The 16,552-nt window shown below is 57.5% G+C and carries 14 protein-coding genes; 4 read left to right on the top strand and 10 right to left on the bottom strand.

Going from position 1 to position 16,552, the window contains the following annotated elements; all coding sequences use genetic code 11:
* Nucleotides 1-10: 10 nt before the first annotated feature.
* Together AC5TBW_RS16370 and AC5TBW_RS16375 are read right to left on the bottom strand one after the other, a co-directional pair.
* Nucleotides 11-955, bottom strand: a complete 945-nt coding sequence (locus AC5TBW_RS16370; protein ID WP_495509574.1) for a DMT family transporter — start codon at nt 953-955, stop codon at nt 11-13.
* A gap of 17 nt (nt 956-972) precedes the next feature.
* Nucleotides 973-2,775 (bottom strand): IlvD/Edd family dehydratase, encoded by a 1,803-nt coding sequence (locus AC5TBW_RS16375; protein ID WP_495509575.1) that lies wholly within the window; start codon nt 2,773-2,775, stop codon nt 973-975.
* Between the two features lie 265 nt (nt 2,776-3,040).
* Here AC5TBW_RS16375 and AC5TBW_RS16380 point away from each other — a divergent pair, with 265 nt between their 5' ends.
* Nucleotides 3,041-4,117 carry a TRAP transporter substrate-binding protein gene (locus tag AC5TBW_RS16380; RefSeq protein ID WP_495509576.1) on the top strand — a complete coding sequence of 359 codons (1,077 nt, stop codon included), beginning with the start codon at nt 3,041-3,043 and terminating at the stop codon, nt 4,115-4,117.
* A 58-nt stretch (nt 4,118-4,175) separates the two neighbouring features.
* On the opposite strand, the gene nanR is transcribed toward AC5TBW_RS16380, so the two are convergent.
* The 8 genes from nanR to AC5TBW_RS16420 all read right to left on the bottom strand — a co-directional run bounded on the left by nanR (nt 4,176) and on the right by AC5TBW_RS16420 (nt 12,322).
* Nucleotides 4,176-4,898 (bottom strand): transcriptional regulator NanR, encoded by a 723-nt coding sequence (nanR, locus tag AC5TBW_RS16385; RefSeq protein ID WP_495509577.1) that lies wholly within the window; start codon nt 4,896-4,898, stop codon nt 4,176-4,178.
* A 64-nt stretch (nt 4,899-4,962) separates the two neighbouring features.
* Entirely contained in the window at nt 4,963-6,039 is a 1,077-nt protein-coding gene (locus tag AC5TBW_RS16390) for an Ldh family oxidoreductase (protein ID WP_495509578.1), read from the bottom strand.
* Between the two features lie 62 nt (nt 6,040-6,101).
* Nucleotides 6,102-7,481: a TRAP transporter large permease gene (locus tag AC5TBW_RS16395; RefSeq protein ID WP_495509579.1), complete on the bottom strand. Its 1,380-nt coding sequence runs from the start codon at nt 7,479-7,481 to the stop codon at nt 6,102-6,104.
* 38 nt (nt 7,482-7,519) lie between these two features.
* On the bottom strand, nt 7,520-8,053 hold the full coding sequence (locus tag AC5TBW_RS16400; protein WP_133733268.1) for a TRAP transporter small permease: 534 nt from the start codon (nt 8,051-8,053) through the stop codon (nt 7,520-7,522).
* Nucleotides 8,054-8,162: 109 nt separating this feature from the next.
* Complete coding sequence (locus AC5TBW_RS16405; RefSeq protein ID WP_495509580.1) at nt 8,163-9,164, bottom strand: sialic acid TRAP transporter substrate-binding protein SiaP; 1,002 nt, start codon at nt 9,162-9,164, stop codon at nt 8,163-8,165.
* Between the two features lie 208 nt (nt 9,165-9,372).
* Nucleotides 9,373-10,563 (bottom strand): four-carbon acid sugar kinase family protein, encoded by a 1,191-nt coding sequence (locus AC5TBW_RS16410; RefSeq protein WP_495509581.1) that lies wholly within the window; start codon nt 10,561-10,563, stop codon nt 9,373-9,375.
* Entirely contained in the window at nt 10,560-11,561 is a 1,002-nt protein-coding gene (gene pdxA / locus AC5TBW_RS16415; protein ID WP_495509582.1) for a 4-hydroxythreonine-4-phosphate dehydrogenase PdxA, read from the bottom strand. Before pdxA ends, AC5TBW_RS16410 begins: the two co-directional genes overlap by 4 nt.
* The gene (locus AC5TBW_RS16420) at nt 11,558-12,322 is read right to left on the bottom strand and encodes an SDR family NAD(P)-dependent oxidoreductase (RefSeq protein WP_495509583.1); all 765 of its coding nucleotides are present in this window, start codon (nt 12,320-12,322) and stop codon (nt 11,558-11,560) included. The genes pdxA and AC5TBW_RS16420 overlap by 4 nt, the downstream gene beginning before the upstream one ends.
* Nucleotides 12,323-12,626: 304 nt before the next feature.
* Between AC5TBW_RS16420 and AC5TBW_RS16425 the strand changes: the two genes are divergently transcribed.
* From AC5TBW_RS16425 to AC5TBW_RS16435, 3 genes are read left to right on the top strand one after another with little or no spacing between them, the layout of a single operon-like run.
* Nucleotides 12,627-13,790, top strand: a complete 1,164-nt coding sequence (locus AC5TBW_RS16425) for a fumarylacetoacetate hydrolase family protein (protein WP_495509584.1) — start codon at nt 12,627-12,629, stop codon at nt 13,788-13,790.
* Nucleotides 13,791-13,823: 33 nt separating this feature from the next.
* Nucleotides 13,824-15,125, top strand: a complete 1,302-nt coding sequence (locus AC5TBW_RS16430; RefSeq protein ID WP_495509585.1) for an L-fuconate dehydratase — start codon at nt 13,824-13,826, stop codon at nt 15,123-15,125.
* A complete protein-coding gene (locus AC5TBW_RS16435; RefSeq protein ID WP_495509586.1) occupies nt 15,125-16,549 on the top strand; it encodes an FAD-binding oxidoreductase in 1,425 nt (474 codons plus the stop codon). Before AC5TBW_RS16430 ends, AC5TBW_RS16435 begins: the two co-directional genes overlap by 1 nt.
* Nucleotides 16,550-16,552 lie beyond the last annotated feature (3 nt).

Below are 16,552 nucleotides of genomic sequence, written 5' to 3' on the forward strand. Positions count from 1 at the left end.
ATTCTGGCAATCATACCGTACTTGACCGGTCGACTGTTACCGAAGGCGTAGCATCGAGCCACGCTCTCTGTTTCATTTCAAGCCGCCGCTCATAAAGCCCCTTGGCACTCAAAGTACCCAGCACCAGAAAGCCGCCGACCATGGCCATTGGTGCGGGCTGTTCAGCCAAAACCCACCAGGCCAACAGCGTGCCTATCACCACTTCCAGCAACAGCAGCAGGCCAACTTCAGCGGAGGGAAGATAGAGCGGCCCGCGCTGCAGCAGCGTAACCCCGCAGGGTACAATGATCAGGCAGAGGAGGATCACCACGGCAAGCTGATTGACGGCTGGCAGGGACGGTTCATTCCCACCCAGCCACAACAGCCCAGCGACACTACCAACAATAATACCGTTGAATACCAGCATTGGACTCATATCCACGCCTGGACGTGTGCGGCAGAGGGTAAAGTTAATCGCCAGCGTTGTTGCCGCCATCAAGGCGAAAGTATTGCCAATCCAGGAGCCTGCACCCGCGTCATCGAGGGCGATCATGGCGACACCCGCCATGCACAGCAAAATCGCCAACCAGGTACGCCTGGGCAAACGCTCCTTGAGGATGACCCAGGAGAGCACGGCGGCGATTATCGGCGCACTGGCCAGTATCATCAAAACGTTGCCCGCCTTGGTGTATTGATTGCCCAGCACAAAGCCACAAGTGGTCAGGCTAAACAGCAGCGCCACGGCGATGCCCGTCCAGCCGCAACGCCGATAGGCTGCCAAGGTGCCGCGACCATAGCGTGCCAAGGCAATCAGCAGAAAACCGAGCGCGGAGAGGAAACCGCGCCACATGAGTATCTCCGCATCGGGCAGGTCGGCGACTTTGATCAGCAAAGCATCCGGCGCCATGATCATGGCGCCACCACCGGTCAATAGCAGGCCCTGCTGGCGATGGGAAAAGGTACTCCAACGACTCATGTGTGGTAACGATTCCTTTAGTGATTGTCCCTAGGCGGATGTCGGCGAGCCACATCGCGATACTTAGTCGCGGGCTCCAATGTCATCCCGCGATCCAGCGGCTCGACCATACTGCGCTGAATTTCTTGCCAGGGGGTCTGGTGACCTGGGTAACGATAGCCGCCCTGCTGGGCTAAACGCTCGCGTCGCGCTTCCAGCTCACTATCCTCTATCAGTAGCTGTACCTCGCCGCGTTTGAGATCGACCCGCAGCCGATCGCCGGTTTCCAGCAGTGCCAAGCCGCCACCCGTGGCCGCTTCCGGGGAGGCATTAAGAATCGACGGCGAGCCGGACGTGCCCGACTGGCGACCATCGCCCAGGCACGGCAGCGACTCGATGCCCTGTTTGATCAGCGCCTCTGGCGGCTGCATATTGACTACCTCGGCACCACCGGGGTGCCCCACCGGCCCTGCACCACGCATTACCAGAATGGTGCGCGAATCTATATTCAGCGCGGGGTCATCAATACGGGCGTGGTAATCCTCGGAGCCATCGAATACCACCACCTTGCCCTCAAAGGCTTCCGGGTCGTTGGGATCATTGAGGAAGCGCTCACGGAAATCCCGCGAGATCACGCTGGTTTTCATCAACGCCGAGTCGAATAGGTTGCCCTTGAGATTGAGAAAGCCTGCGTGGTTCACCAGTGGATCGTTATAGCGGCAAATAACATCGACATCCTGGGTTTCGCGACCCTGTAGATTATCGCCTATCGTGCGTCCATTTACCGTCAGGGCATCACTGTGAAGTTTTCCAGCGGTCTGCAGTTCATGAAGGATCGCGGGAACGCCGCCAGCGCGATAGAACTCTTCGCATAGGAACGCGCCAGCAGGCATGACGTTAGCCAGCAGCGGGATTTCATGGCCCAGACGCTGCCAGTCATCGTTATCCAACTCGATGCCCGCATGGCGAGCAATCGCATTGATATGCACCGGCGCATTGGAAGAGCCGCCCAGCGCCGAACACGCCACGATGGCGTTCTCAAACGCTTCCCGGGTCAGAATATCCAGCGGGCGCAGGTCTTCCCAGACCATATCGACGATCCGTGTGCCGGTATCGTAAGCAGCCATCGCGCGCTCTTTATAGGGCGCGGGAATCACCGCAGAGCCCGGCAGGCTCATACCCAGCACTTCCGCCATGGAGTTCATGGTGGAGGCGGTGCCCATGGTATTGCAGTGGCCAATCGAGGGTGCCGAATCGCTGGCGCGGGACAGAAACTCGGCATAGTCGATATCACCCGCCGCCAGACGCTTGCGTAGCTCCCAGATAATCGTGCCCGAGCCCACTCGCTCGGCGCCGCGCCAGCCGTTGAGCATCGGGCCGCCGGAGAGCACGATGGCCGGGATATTCACCGTTGCCGCTGCCATCAGCGCAGCCGGGGTGGTTTTATCGCAGCCGGTGGTCAATACCACGCCATCCAGCGGGTAGCCGTGAAGCACTTCCACAATACCCAAATAGGCGAGGTTGCGGTCCAGCGCAGCGGTCGGCCGACGAACGTTTTCATGAATGGGGTGCATGGGGAATTCAAACGGCACGCCGCCCGCAGAGCGAATACCGTCTTTAACCCGCTTAACCAAGTCAATGTGGTGGCGATTGCACGGGGTTAAATCCGACCCTGACTGGCAGATACCGATAATCGGCTTGCCGCTGGTCAGCTCATCCAGAGTAATGCCGTAATTAAGATAGCGCTCGATGCACAGTGCCGTAGTACCGGGGTGATCAGGGTTATCGAACCAGTAGCGTGAACGCAGTTGATCGGGGGTTATTCGATGAAAATTGGCCATGGGGTTGCTCCACGCCTAGAGTGAATATAGAAAAGTAGATATAAAAGTTAGCAAGCAAGGTACGCTTTCTTTGCTATCAGGTCGATACATACAAAAGTATATGTTGAACATATACCCAAAACGTTAGACATTTAGCTAAGGGTTGCAGCACCTATCTGACTCGAAAAGCGCTGCTTAAACACAACTACAATAGAAACCACGCTGTAGCTCGCTTAGAAGACACCCTTAGCGGAGCGGCCTGCAGCACGTCAGGAGAGTGACGACTATGCATCACCTTTGGAAACGCACCCTATTAATGACCGGTGCCACGCTGATCAGCTCAGGTTTAGTTTACGCGCAAACGCCTGATCTATCCGACCCTCCGGCGATTGATGGCGCCACCGTGGGTGACCACGGTAGCGTCACCCTGCGAATGGGGCTTGGCTTAGCGGAAAGCTCGCCCCAGTATATCTCCAGCAAGTACTTCGCGGATATTCTTGACCAGCGCAGCGAAGGCCGTATCACCGTCAATATTTTCCCTAACAGTCAGCTTGGCGACGATGTGCAGATGATGGAGATGCTGCAAACCGGTACGCTGGATATGACCTACCCGTCCTCTTCCCCGGCTACCGGCTATGTCGAGGAACTGGCTGTTTTCGACCTGCCCTTCCTGCTGCCCACCCGTGAAGCGGCCGTGGCAGCCATGCGCAGCGATGCCGCCCAGGAGATGCTTGACGCGTTCGATGGCACTGGACTGAAAGCCTTGGCATTCTCTGAAAACGGCTTTCGAGAGCTCTCCAACAGTGCCCGGGAAGTCTCCTCTCCAGAGGATGTGGCAGGCCTAGACGTTCGTGGTTTATCGATTCGCACCATGGAAAACCCCGTCCACCTGGCCATCTGGGAAGCACTGGGCGCCAACCCGACCCCCATGGCGTTTGGGGAGCTGTTTTCCGCCATGGAGCAGGGCGTAGTGGACGGCCAGGAGAACCCCTGGAGCACCATCCTGACCTCAAATTTCTACGAAGTGCAGGACTACGGCTCTGAAACCCGCCACGTCTACACGCCGTTTATCAAGATGATCTCGCAGCGCACTTGGGATCGTCTCGACCCTGAGTATCAAGCGCTTATACAGGAAGCCGCGTTGCAGGCAGCGGACTATGAAATCCAGCTTTCCAGCGAGTACGACGACTGGGCAAGGGATCAGCTTGAAGAACGCGGCATGCAAATTACTCGACTCAATGATGAGCAGATTGCCGCTTTCCAGGAAGCCGTGCAGCCTGTCTATGACGAGTGGGCGCCACGCATTGGTGAAGACCTAGTGGCAGAATTCCAGCGCATTGCTGAATCCTCCATGACCGAGTGATACCCCCTGCCGCCGCACGAAAACGGCGGCAGGAGTCATTAGGTAGTAGGTAGCATGGTTAAGAAGCGTCCGAGAGGCGCTTTTTAAGCTGCATATAGGTGCCGTAGTGACGGTCGAGGTGGCGCCGCATGGCCGCTTCGGCCGCGTCTGGATCACGAGACTCTATCGCTGCAATGATTTCGGTATGCGCAGCGGTAGCCGCTTTGTCTTCATCTTTTTGTTGTAGTACCAGCGCTCGGCGATCGTCCAACCATTCAGAGAGCGCCACGTGAATGGCATCAAAAATGGGGTTACGGCCAATGCTGGCCAACACGCCATGGAAGTCGTTATCAGAGCGCTTAAAGCGCGCTTCATCACCAATCGCATCGCGATTATCCGCTAATGCATCGCGCAATCTCGCTAGATCCTCTTCGCTGGCATTACGCGCCGCGTAGCGGGCCAACGAGATCTCGAACATCGCCCGCGCTTCCTGAAAGTATTGTTGACCATCGGGCTTGGAAAGCAGCTGTCGGGTTACCCCTGAAAGCCTGGCCATTACTGCATCGGCGGTGGGGCGAATCACCCTGGCGCGCGTGCCACTATTAATCGCAATAAGTCCAAGCTGTTGCAGGTGGAATAGCGCTTCGCGCACTGCGGGCCTGCCGACTCCAAACTGCTCCATCAACTCTCTCTCTGAAGGCAGTTGATCGTTTTCACTCAGCCGGCCTTCGAGAATCTCCGCCTCAAGCTGTTCGGCGACCTGTTCAGACAGCGTTTTACGCTCAATCCGGTATCTGCTCATAGGCAGTCACCCCTGGTTAACCTGGAATTTTCCGCCATTTTACTGCATTTCTGGTCATTATCCTTCAATCCAGCCGAGAGAGCGGCGCTATGTGGTACTGATCGGCGATCTCGGCATAGGCTATTTGATTGGCGGAATCGAGCGGAATGCCTTCGGCGTCGCGCTGGGCCTGGCAACGCCATTCGCGATCCCCAGGTGCCATTACCTGGGCATTGGGTGCCGCGGGCTGGGCGCGCAGGTCGGCTAGATACTCGGCCATTGCGTGTGTAAAAGTGCCTGCATCCGCAAACGCATCCGGTTTCATGACCAGGAAGAAGTGCCCTACCCCGCGTGGCGTCGACATGTCAGGCCCGCCCATGGGCAGCAGCTTGAAGCCATGCTGCATGCCCGACAGCATCGAACTCAGAACTTCAACCATGCCACCCAACCCCGCGCCCTTGAAGCCGAAACCGCTGCCACCCAGCGGTAACAGTGCGGCCACGTCACCGGGAGCGCGACTTACCTTCCCGGCAGCATCCGCCGCGACCTGATCAGGCAGTTCACGCCCAATCGCCCCATACTGCTGCACGCGATTCCAGGGCACCGAACTGGTTGCCATGTCCAGCAGGTATGGCGACTCACCCTCTACAGGTGCCGCAAAGGCGATGGGATTAGTACCGTGAAAGGGCTTGGCGCCCTCATGCAACAGCACAAAAGGATCCGAATTACAGAACGCCATACCCAGATAACCGCACTCAGCCGCCGCCAATGCATAGCAACCCGCCGCGCCGAAATGCGAAGAGTTACCCACCGCCACAGCGCCCATCCCCACCTTCTCTGCCATCGCCATGGCGTGTTCCATGGCGGTATAACCCGCTAAGTGGCCAAGCCCGTTGTCAGCATCCAGAAAACCGGTCGCCGCCAGGCGCTGGTGGAACTGCATGTCGGGCGCGCCGTTGATTCGCCCGCCCTTGAGCGCCTGCAGATAGTGGGGCAGCAGTCGTAAGCCATGGCTGTCGGTTCCCATACGGGAGGCGGTAATCAACGCGCGAGTGACCGCGTTTGCTGATGCCCGATCAGCACCTGCCGCCTTCAGAACGGCTTGCATGAAGCGGGCAAGGTCTTCGCGAGCGACGCGAAAATTCGACGATGTATCTTTCATTAATCAATAGCTCCTGGTGCCAGTCGGGCTATTAGTTGACCTTTGGCCAGCCCTGGTAATGCTTAACGATAAATCAGTGTCGGCAGCCACAACGAGATGGCTGGAATGAAGGTAACCAATAGCAAGGCGATGACCAGCGGCACCAGGAACGGCAACGTGCCACGCATGCACTTCTCAAAGGAAATGCCGGATACTCGCGACAGTACATACAGCACCATGCCAACCGGCGGCGTTAATAAGCCGATCATCAGGTTTAGCACCATGATCACGCCGAAGTGCACCGGATCGACACCCGCAGTAACGGCCACCGGTAACAATACCGGCACCAGGATGGTGATAGCCGCGATGGTCTCCATAAAACAACCCACCAGAATCAGCACCAGGTTGATAATGATCAGCGTGGCGATGGGATTGTCGGCAAACGGCCCAAGCAGGGTGACCACATGCTGGGTGACCTGGTTGCTGGTCAATATCCAGGCAAATATCGAGGCACCCGCAACGATCAGCAGGATGACCGCGGTGGTCTCAATCGTCTCCATGCTGACTTTGAGCAAGCGACGCCACGTCAAACTGCGATACACCAAGCCACCCAGCACCAGTGCATACACCACCGCAGCGATGGCGGCTTCCGTAGGGGTAAAAGCGCCGCTCATGATGCCGCCGACAATGATTACCGGGGTCAAAAGCGATAGGAAGGCACGCTTGAACGTATAACCAAGTACCGGAAACGAGAACACCGCATCGCGAGTATAGCCGCGCCGCCGTGAAATGATCGTGATCATGGCCATTAACACCAGCCCCATCAACAGGCCCGGCACCAGGCCGGCGACGAACAGTTGGCCGACCGACACCGAGGCCATTACGCCGTAAATGACCATCGGCAAGCTCGGCGGAATAATCGGGCCGATGGTCGAAGAGGCCGCGGTAATACCCACCGAGAATTCCTCGTCATAACCGGCATCTTTCATGGCCTTGATTTCAATGGTGCCTAGCCCCCCAGCATCGGCGACTGCGGCTCCTGACATGCCGGAAAACACAATACTGGCGCCTACATTGACGTGCCCCAGACCGCCACGCATCCAGCCCATCAACGCCTTGGCAAAATCAAATATCCGCACGGTAATGCCGCCGTTGTTCATCAGGTTACCGGCGAGTATAAAGAACGGAATCGCCAACAGGGGAAAGCTGTCGACACCGTTGATCATGCGATGCATCACGACAACATCGGGTACTCTGCCGGTCAGCAGTACATACAGCAGGCACGAACCAGCAAGACTAATGGCGATCGGCACTCCCATCACCAGCAGGGTAAAGAGTGCTGCAAACAGGAACAGTAGATAGTGCTGGGTGACGGCCAATGCGATACAGCCGAGTATCGCGACAGCCGCGACCAATGGCGGCACTATCGCACCGCCGCGCCTCACAGCCAGAATATTAGGCATTGGGGTGATCTCCGAGAGAGTAGCGTGTTGGCGTGTTGTTATTGGGTATTGAGCAGTTCACTGGTGCCCGAGCGCCAGTGACGAATAGCCACCTGCACCCCTCTCACCAGCATTACGATAAAGCCCACCATCACCAGGTAGTAAAGCCAGCTTTTAGGGATATCCACCGAGGTCATCATGGCACTGGTACGGTCAGCCAGTTTGAAGGTGATCCAGGCCATGCTGGCGAAGAAGGCAATATTGATCAGGTCTACCAGCGTCGACATCAAGCGCCCTAGCCACCCCGGCATGTAGCGATAGAAAAATTCCACTGCGATATGCGACCCTTTTCGCACGGCCATGGTGCTGCCCATAAAGCCCACCATGACCAATAGATAACGCGCCATCTCCTCCGTCCAGGCGATGGAATTACCCAGCACATAGCGGCTGAAAAACTGCATAAAGACATCCAGTGCCAGCAGCCAGAAGATCCCAAGCGTGAGGAAATCCTCCAGGGCATAGTCATGAATGTTAAAAGAATCATCGTCGAGACCTGCAAGGCTGGTCTCGTCAGTGGGGTCGGTTTGGCTCATGGAAGGCTCCCGCTTCGCCCCACCCAAGGACTGGGCGGGGCGAGTCTTGGTCTACGAAAAAAACGATCCCGGAAACATACAAAGTCTGGAAAACTCAGGCCTCACGGTATTACAGGCCGATAGCCTGCAGACGATCATAGGTTTCCTGATCCCAAGTAGCCGCTTCACCGTTATGGGCAGGAATCGTGGCTTCGCGGAAGGGTTCGATGTCCACTTCGTTGACGGTCACACCCTGCTCTTCGAACCAAGCCACCAGCTCTTCCTCGGACTTCAGGATATCTTGAGTGATGCGCTCGCCGGCTTCGGTGTAGACCTCACGGAAAATTTCGCGATCCTCCTCGGAGAGACGGTTCCACAGCGGGCCACCGGCGATAGTGATTAGCGAATCAGTGATATGCCCGGTCAGATTGATATAGTCCTGCACTTCATGGAACGCCTTGGCGCGAATGGTCGGCAGTGGGTTTTCCTGCGCATCCACCACACCTTGCTGCAGCGCCAGATAAACCTCGGAGAAAGCGATCGGAGTGGGGTTGGCGCCCACCGCTTCGGGGAACATCATGTACATTGGCGCATTGGGCGTACGAATTTTAAGGTCTTTCATGTCCTCAGGCGTATTGATCGGTTTGTTGGAGGTTACATGGCGGCGCCCGTAGTAGTTCATGGCCAGCGGTACGTTACCGGTTTCATCCTGGTAGCCCTGGGCAATTTCCTTGAACAGGTCGCTATCGGCATAGGCCTGCCAGTGATCAAAATCGCGGAACATATAGGGCGCGCCAGCGATACCCACCGGGCCATAGAAACGTCCGGCAAATTGGTTGCCGGTGTAGATCAGATCAACCGTGCCAAGCTGTAGGCCTTCGTTGATGTCCGCTTCCTTACCCAGCGACGACGCCGCGTGGACACCGATCGAATAACGGCCATCAGTACGCTCCTCGATTTCATCTGCCGCCCACAGTGCCCACTCGTGGTAAGGCTCGGATGTCTCATAGACGTGAGCAAAGGTGAGTTCTTCTTGCGCATGCACAGCACCGGTCACTGAGAGACCACCGGCGATAAGCGTAGCGGTCAGCAGGCGGGCCATCTTAAGCGAGTGTTGGCGTTTGTGACTCATCGTGTACTCCTCACAACCATTGGATTTATTTTTGGGTAGTGTGATTTGCTGCTATTTATTGTGGTGTATTGGTTATTTTTTAAGCGGCGGCAAACAACATAACCGACCATAGTGCTGTATACGTGTCATACCACCAGCTTCAAACTTAGTTGGCTAGCCGCAATCGCGCAACTATCCAGGTAACGATTTTCGTAGTGAAGATGATGATTCAAGCCGTCGCGACCTGATGGTGTAAGCGCACCAGCAACTGAGGATCGCCAAAGCCACCCGCTTTAGTCATCACTCGCTTTCGCCTATCGCCATCCATACTCCCTAGTGCCACCCCGGGTGACCACTCCGTCTCGACAGAGATATAACTCACCCCCAGTTGGGTCAACACGGCCATGGCGATATCCCCGCCGGTTAAAAATAGCAAACGCGGATCATCGTCCTGCCAGGCAGACGTAATATCGGCCACGTTGGCTGCTATCGACTCGGCGACTTGGTTTGCCGTGCGTTCGTCACTCTCTCCAGGCACGACCGCACAAGCATTTAAAACGGGGCTGCTATTACTGGGATGACAGGGATTAGCAGAGGGATTGGTACACGCTTTAATCACAGCTAAACCGGGCACATGTTGGCGCAACTGCTGGAGCTGTTCGGCAGCACGAGGGCTTCTGGAACCGATGGCATAAAGCACTGCATTTACGCTACTCAACGCTCGAAGCGGTGCATCAGGCCACCCGAAAAAGCGTTGTGCGATAGCCGTTGCCAGCCCCGCAGCCCCCGCCGTCGCTCGGCGGTAATCCGCACTCGACACGAGCTGATAGAGCGCCGAAAGCTCCTCGTCGCTTTCGGCATCGGCGATGCAGTCCCCGTTCGGGAGTTGAACGTCACGCTCAGGTTGATAGCGCTGCAGCGGCAAACCACTGATGGCAAATGCCTGATCAATGGGGCCAGCCAGGGGCGTTGAGAGAGCATCCTGTTGGTAGGTGGTATCGGCCAGTGGAATGCCGTCCACCCATACTTCGGCATGACGCACCGTTCGCCCCTGGGCCGGTACCGCGGGAGCCAGCAGCAGGGGCAAACCAAGCGCTTCCCGAAGTGCCGTGCACTCTGCGATGACCTGGCCACGCAAGGTTGAATCGACTTTCTTGAACCATTGCTGAGGCGCTACTCGCTTGAGTAAACGCACTGCTTCACTCACCCGAAGCGCTGCCTCATCGGATGGCAGATGGCGGGATTGAGTATTCACGGCAATGACCTCTGGCCACTGGCCTTGCCACGCCTCAAGCGTTGTCGCTAATGCCTCCAGGCTGATCACCACGCGGGCATCTGCACCCCGCGCGGCGAACGGGGCGGCAGTGTCCAGCGCGCCTGATAGGTCGTCGGCAATAATCGCCAACCGGCAGCGACTCATTCCTTGGCGCCACCGGCTAATCGCCGGGCGTAGGCAATCGCTGACCCCATGTTGGTCGCGTCGGCTTTGCCCTGCCAGGCAATATCAAAGGCGGTGCCATGATCCACCGAGGTACGCTGAAGCGGCAAGCCGAGACTGACATTCACCGTAGTATCAAAGGCGATTAGCTTGACGGGGATATGCCCCTGGTCGTGATACTGGGCAATCACCAGGTCGAACTCGCCTTTTGAGGCACGGTAAAATACCGTGTCCGCCGAGATAGGCCCGCTCACATCGAAACCGCGCTGGCGTAAGTGCTCCACCGCCGGAGCGATACAGCGGCTATCTTCATCGCCAAAAATCCCTCCTTCACCACAGTGGGGGTTAAGCCCGGCGACGGCGATACGCGGGGCACGCATCCCCAGCGCAACCAAGTGCGTATGCCCCGCCTCAACGGTGGCAATAATACGCTTGGGGGTGACCCGATCAATCGCATCGCGCAACGATACGTGGGTGGAAACATGCAGTGTCGAAAGTGTCTCTGATGCCAGCAGCATAAACGACGAGGACGCACCGGTCAGCGATGCCAGCATCCCCGTGTGGCCATCGTAATGGTGCCCGGCCGCATGCAGCGCCGCCTTGTTCAGTGGTGCGGTGACAATCACCTGCGCCCGCCCCGCCTGTACCAATTCCACGGCTTTGCGGACGCAGCGAAACGCCATGTCACCCGCCCCGGCACTGATTTGGCCATCGGGAATCTCAACGCCTTCCGGCACCTCGACCACGCCGACCGCCACATGATCCTGCCCACTTTCTGCCTGCTCCAATGGCACGAACTCAAGCGCGGCGCCAACACTCACCGCCGCACGGCGATAAATAGCCGGGTCACCGATGACCATCGCCGTGGCGCGTTCAGTGGCGGACATAGCACTCAGTGCACGGCAGATGATCTCCGGGCCGATGCCAGCAGGATCGCCCATGGTGATCGCAATTTCATAACAGCGTGGGGAGTTATTCATGGCATTAACTGCCCGCCGTTGACCTCAATGATTTGACCAGTGACATAGCCACTTAGCGTATCGGTCGCCAGAAAAACATACGCGCCCACGCACTCCTCCGCCGTTCCCAGCCGCCCCATGGGGATTGATGCCTTAGCAGCTGCTAAGTGAGCCTCGCTTGAGTGGCGATCATGAAAATCGGTGGCAATCGTGCCGGGGGCAACGGCGTTGACGCGGATATTATCCCCTGCCAGTTCCTTAGCCATATTACGGGTGATCGTACTTACAAAGCCTTTGGCAGAAGCGTACAAACCGGCACCTCCCCCACCGCCGTTGCGCGCGGCAATCGAAGTAGTGTGAATAATATTACCCCCGCCTGCGCGCCGGAAATGGGGCAGCGCCGCTCGGCTTGCCATGATCACTGAACGGGCATTGAGATCCATGACCCGGTCATACTGGTCATCGTCCATCTCATCTAAGCCAACACGGCCCATCATATCCCCCGCGTTATTGATCAACAGATCCAAACCGCCCAGACGCTCGGCAGCATCATCGACAAGTTGTTGGGTCTCGCTAGTGCGGCTGACGTCTGCTTTAAGGGCAAAAGCGTTTCCACCCGCATCGCAAATAGCGTTAACCACGGCTTCAGCGGGGGCTTCACTGCTGTGATAGTGCACGGCTACGTGCGCTCCTAACGCCCCCAGCTGTTTCGCAACCGCCGCGCCAATGCCACGACTGGCGCCGGTGATCAGCACGCGTTTACCTTTCCACTCGTCTAACATGAAATTCTCCTTACCACTTTTTGTTTTATTGTGAGAGCGCTGCTTAGCGATACCGTCTTCAACCAGATAGATTTAACTATCGACCCGAAATGGAGCGGTGCGCTAAAGTAAGCCATGAACTGGCATACCTGTCATACAACACGACATCTATAACATGATAGGCGATGGTGTATTAACCGCCAGTCGCATATCGCTACTAACGTTTAATAACCAAGTCTAAACAGCTAATTTGAAGAGCTAATTTGAAGAGCTAATTTGCAGAACTAATTTTAATAACCCCCTTTAAGAACGAATGGAGAGAGGCATGAACCCACTTTCATCGACGGACACACTTCCCGCAGACCTGGGGAACGCGCTGCTGGTTGGCCGGGTATGGCTGGACGGCAGCCATTCTGGCCCCGCGCTAGTGACCGTCAATAACGGCCAGGTGATCGACATCACCGCGTTTGGCCCGACCATGGCGGACCTTCTGGAACGTGATGACCTACAAGAGGTCGTGCGACGGGCGGAAGGTCCTAACCTGGGCAGTGTTGAGGCACTGCTGGAAAACTCTCAATTGCCCCAACCCCAGGCGCCCTACCTGCTGGCTCCCTGCGATGTGCAAGCCGTTAAAGCGTGCGGCGTCACTTTTGCCGTCAGCCTATTGGAGCGAGTGATAGAGGAACAGGCGGGCGGCGACCCTGCACGTGCGGATGAGCTAAGGAGCGACCTTCAAGCACTGATTGGCACCGACCTCTCCAAGATTAAGCCGGGTTCTGAAGAAGCGCTGTCGCTGAAAAAGGCACTCCAATCGCGCGGTGGGTGGTCACAATATATGGAAGTCGGTATCGGCCCCGATGCCGAAGTGTTTACCAAAGCGCAGCCGCTTTCATCGGTGGGCTTCGGAACGCCAGTGGGCTTGCATCCGTCATCGCAATGGAACAACCCTGAACCCGAAATCGTGCTGGCCGTCGACAGCCGCGGTCAGGTGCGCGGTGCCACGCTGGGCAACGACGTCAATCTGCGTGACGTTGAAGGGCGCAGTGCCCTGCTGCTCGGTAAGGCGAAAGATAACAACGCCTCCTGCTCAATCGGTCCATTCATCCGCCTGTTTGACGATCACTTCGACATCGACAGCGTGCGCAATTGCCAGGTATCGCTGCGTATCGAGGGCGAAGATGACGACTTCCTGCTTCAGGGTGAAAGCGATATGCGCGAAATCAGCCGTGACCCGCTGGATCTGGTCAACCAGACCATCGGCGACCACCATCAATACCCGGACGGTTTCATGCTATTCCTGGGCACCATGTTCTCGCCGATTCAGGATCGCGACGGTAAAGGCCAAGGCTTCACCCATCATATGAATGACCGCGTCACCATCGCCACACCGGCGCTGGGCGCGCTGGTCAACCGAGTAGGCAGAAGCGATCAACTGCCGCCCTGGACCTACGGTATCCGTGAGCTGATGCGCCACCTGGCACGCCGTTAAATTTCACCCCCACTCAACGCCAAGGAGAGCACAATGACAACGATTACTCGCATCGATATTCAAGATATCCGTTTCCCCACCTCGCGCTCGCTGGATGGCTCAGATGCCATGAATGCCGCGCCGGACTACTCCGCCGCTTACGTCATCCTACACACCGATGACGGCAGCCCCGAAGGGCACGGCCTGACCTTTACCATTGGCCGCGGCAACGAGATCGTTGTCACTGCTTTGCACTCCCTGGCGCCACTCATTGAGGGGCGTACGCTGGCCTCGATTACCGACAACATGGGCACCTTCTGGCGGGAAATCACCGGCGACAGCCAGCTACGCTGGATTGGTCCCGATAAAGGCGCGATTCACCTGGCCACTGCCGCCATCGTCAACGCCGTGTGGGATATGTGGGCGAAAAAAGAAGGCAAGCCGGTATGGAAGCTGCTAGTGGATATGACGCCGGAGCAGTTGGTACGCTGTCTCGACTTCCGCTTCGTCACCGATGCGTTAACGCCGGAAGAAGCGATCTGCCTACTACGCCGCAAAGCACCTGGCAAAGCAGCCCGTGAAGCCGAAATGCGCAGTGATGGCTACCCCGGCTACACTACCTCGGCCGGCTGGCTGGGCTACAGCGACGAGAAAGTGCGTAGTCTGGCGCGTGAAGCGCTAGCCGAGGGCTGGACGCACTTCAAGCAGAAGATTGGCGGCGATATCGAAGAGGACGCCCGCCGGGCAGCGCTGCTGCGCGATGAGATCGGTTGGGACAACGTGTTGATGATGGATGCCAACCAAGTGTGGGAAGTCGACGAAACGGTGACCAAAATGCGCCGTCTGGCTGAATTCGATCCGCTGTGGATTGAAGAACCCACCAGCCCTGACGATATTCTCGGCCACGCCGAAATCCGCCACCGCGTGGCACCCATTGGCGTCGCCACCGGCGAGCACTGCCACAACAAAGTGATGTTCAAGCAGTTCTTCCAGGCCGATGCCATCGACTACTGCCAGCTAGATGCGGCACGCTTGGGTGGGCTTAACGAAGTGATTTTAGTAACGCTGATGGCCGCTAAGTTCGGCGTGCCAATTTGCCCCCATGGCGGTGGCGTTGGGCTTTGCGAATACACCCAGCATATCTCTCTGTTCGACTATATCGCGGTATCCGGCAGCCTCGAAGGTCGTGTGCTGGAGTACGTAGATCACCTTCACGAGCACTTTATTGATCCAGTGGTCATCAACCGTGGCCGCTATCAAGTGCCAGAAGCGCCAGGTTACAGCATCGCCATGCACACAGAGTCCCAGGCACAGCACCGCTTCCCTGAGGGTGCTGCTTGGCAGGAAGAGCACTGATGACCGACAACACAGCCTTTTTAAATGAGCTCACCAGCCTGCTGGGTGAGCGCGGGCTAATCCGTGAGCCCGACGCCATGGCACGTTACACCAGCGACTGGGCAGGCGACACGCTGGGCATGCCGCTGGCCGTGGCACGCCCAGCCAATACCGCGCAGGTTGCTGAGGTCGTCAAACGCTGCTACCAGCAGGGGGTGGCAATGACGCCCCAGGGTGGTCACAGCGGCCTGGTGGCAGGCGCCTTGCCAGCCACCAATGGTCAAGAGTTGGTAATCAGTCTAGAGCGCCTTAACAGCGTACGTGCCATTGATCCGGTCAACTTCACCATCACGGTAGACGCTGGCTGTATTCTCGAGAACGTCAAGCTGGCGGCTTATGATCATGACTGCGATTTTCCGCTCTCGCTGGGGGCTCAAGGCAGTTGCCAGATTGGCGGCAATATCGCCACCAATGCAGGCGGGCTGAATGTACTGCGCTACGGCATGATGCGCGAGCTGGTGCTGGGCCTTGAAGTCGTACTCCCCGACGGGCGCATCTGGGAAAGCCTGAACGCCCTGCACAAGGACAACCGCGGCTACGACCTTCAGCAATTGTTTCTAGGCAGCGAAGGCACCCTGGGCATCGTGACGGGCGCAGTGTTAAAACTATCACCTCGCCCCACCCAAAACCGTACCGCACTGCTTGGTCTGCCCTCTGTTCAGGCGGTGATTGATCTTTACGGTTTGGCCCGTCGCGACTGCTGTGATTTGCTAACGGCTTTCGAGCTGATTCCCCGCCGCTGTATCGAGCTGGCCATTGAAGCAACGCCTGAACTACGAGACCCGATGGAAAACGCCTACCCTTGGTACGTGTTGATGGAAGTTGCGGCCACAGGTCCGGTGGATTTAGGTTCGATGCTGGAACAACTGCTGGAAACCGGCATGGAGCGCGAACTGGTGCTGGATGGCGCACTGGCATCCAGCGATACCCAGTCCGCCCAGCTGTGGCAGTTCCGCGAAAGCATGCTGGAAGGCCAGCGGCGGCGCGGCGAGCATCTGCGTACCGATATCTCGGTGCCCATTTCGGCGATTCCCGACTTCGTCAGCCGAGCCAGCGACGTGGTCATGGCCGCCTCACCCGAGTGCGAAATTATTGCCTACGGGCATGTGGGCGACGGTAATCTGCACTTCAATATACTACCGCCCACGGCAATGGCGGATAGCGATAAGAAAGCCCACCTGCACGACCTGGAGGAGCGGCTGTTTGAAGTGCTCGATGATTTTTACGGCAGCATCAGCGCTGAACACGGCATTGGCCGCACCAAGCAGGCGCCCTACTTGGCGCGGCTATCGTCGATTGAGCGAGAGATGGTCAGCGGTGTTAAAGCGCTGTTCGACCCCAAAGGATTGATGAACCCAGGCAGAATTTTGCCTACTGGGGAGTAGTCC

It is taken from the genome of Vreelandella sp. ssv, assembly GCF_059448525.1.

What these genes read in the sequence shown, in the direction of transcription:
- pdxA (WP_495509582.1), bottom strand. Translation starts at nt 11,561, where the DNA reads ATGAATAACTCCCCACGCTGTTATGAAATTGCGATCACCATGGGCGAT.
- AC5TBW_RS16430 (WP_495509585.1), top strand. Translation starts at nt 13,824, where the DNA reads ATGACAACGATTACTCGCATCGATATTCAAGATATCCGTTTCCCCACC.
- AC5TBW_RS16370 (WP_495509574.1), bottom strand. Translation starts at nt 955, where the DNA reads ATGAGTCGTTGGAGTACCTTTTCCCATCGCCAGCAGGGCCTGCTATTG.
- AC5TBW_RS16400 (WP_133733268.1), bottom strand. Translation starts at nt 8,053, where the DNA reads ATGAGCCAAACCGACCCCACTGACGAGACCAGCCTTGCAGGTCTCGAC.
- AC5TBW_RS16405 (WP_495509580.1), bottom strand. Translation starts at nt 9,164, where the DNA reads ATGAGTCACAAACGCCAACACTCGCTTAAGATGGCCCGCCTGCTGACC.
- AC5TBW_RS16380 (WP_495509576.1), top strand. Translation starts at nt 3,041, where the DNA reads ATGCATCACCTTTGGAAACGCACCCTATTAATGACCGGTGCCACGCTG.
- nanR (WP_495509577.1), bottom strand. Translation starts at nt 4,898, where the DNA reads ATGAGCAGATACCGGATTGAGCGTAAAACGCTGTCTGAACAGGTCGCC.
- AC5TBW_RS16390 (WP_495509578.1), bottom strand. Translation starts at nt 6,039, where the DNA reads ATGAAAGATACATCGTCGAATTTTCGCGTCGCTCGCGAAGACCTTGCC.
- AC5TBW_RS16420 (WP_495509583.1), bottom strand. Translation starts at nt 12,322, where the DNA reads ATGTTAGACGAGTGGAAAGGTAAACGCGTGCTGATCACCGGCGCCAGT.
- AC5TBW_RS16410 (WP_495509581.1), bottom strand. Translation starts at nt 10,563, where the DNA reads ATGAGTCGCTGCCGGTTGGCGATTATTGCCGACGACCTATCAGGCGCG.
- AC5TBW_RS16375 (WP_495509575.1), bottom strand. Translation starts at nt 2,775, where the DNA reads ATGGCCAATTTTCATCGAATAACCCCCGATCAACTGCGTTCACGCTAC.
- AC5TBW_RS16425 (WP_495509584.1), top strand. Translation starts at nt 12,627, where the DNA reads ATGAACCCACTTTCATCGACGGACACACTTCCCGCAGACCTGGGGAAC.
- AC5TBW_RS16395 (WP_495509579.1), bottom strand. Translation starts at nt 7,481, where the DNA reads ATGCCTAATATTCTGGCTGTGAGGCGCGGCGGTGCGATAGTGCCGCCA.
- AC5TBW_RS16435 (WP_495509586.1), top strand. Translation starts at nt 15,125, where the DNA reads ATGACCGACAACACAGCCTTTTTAAATGAGCTCACCAGCCTGCTGGGT.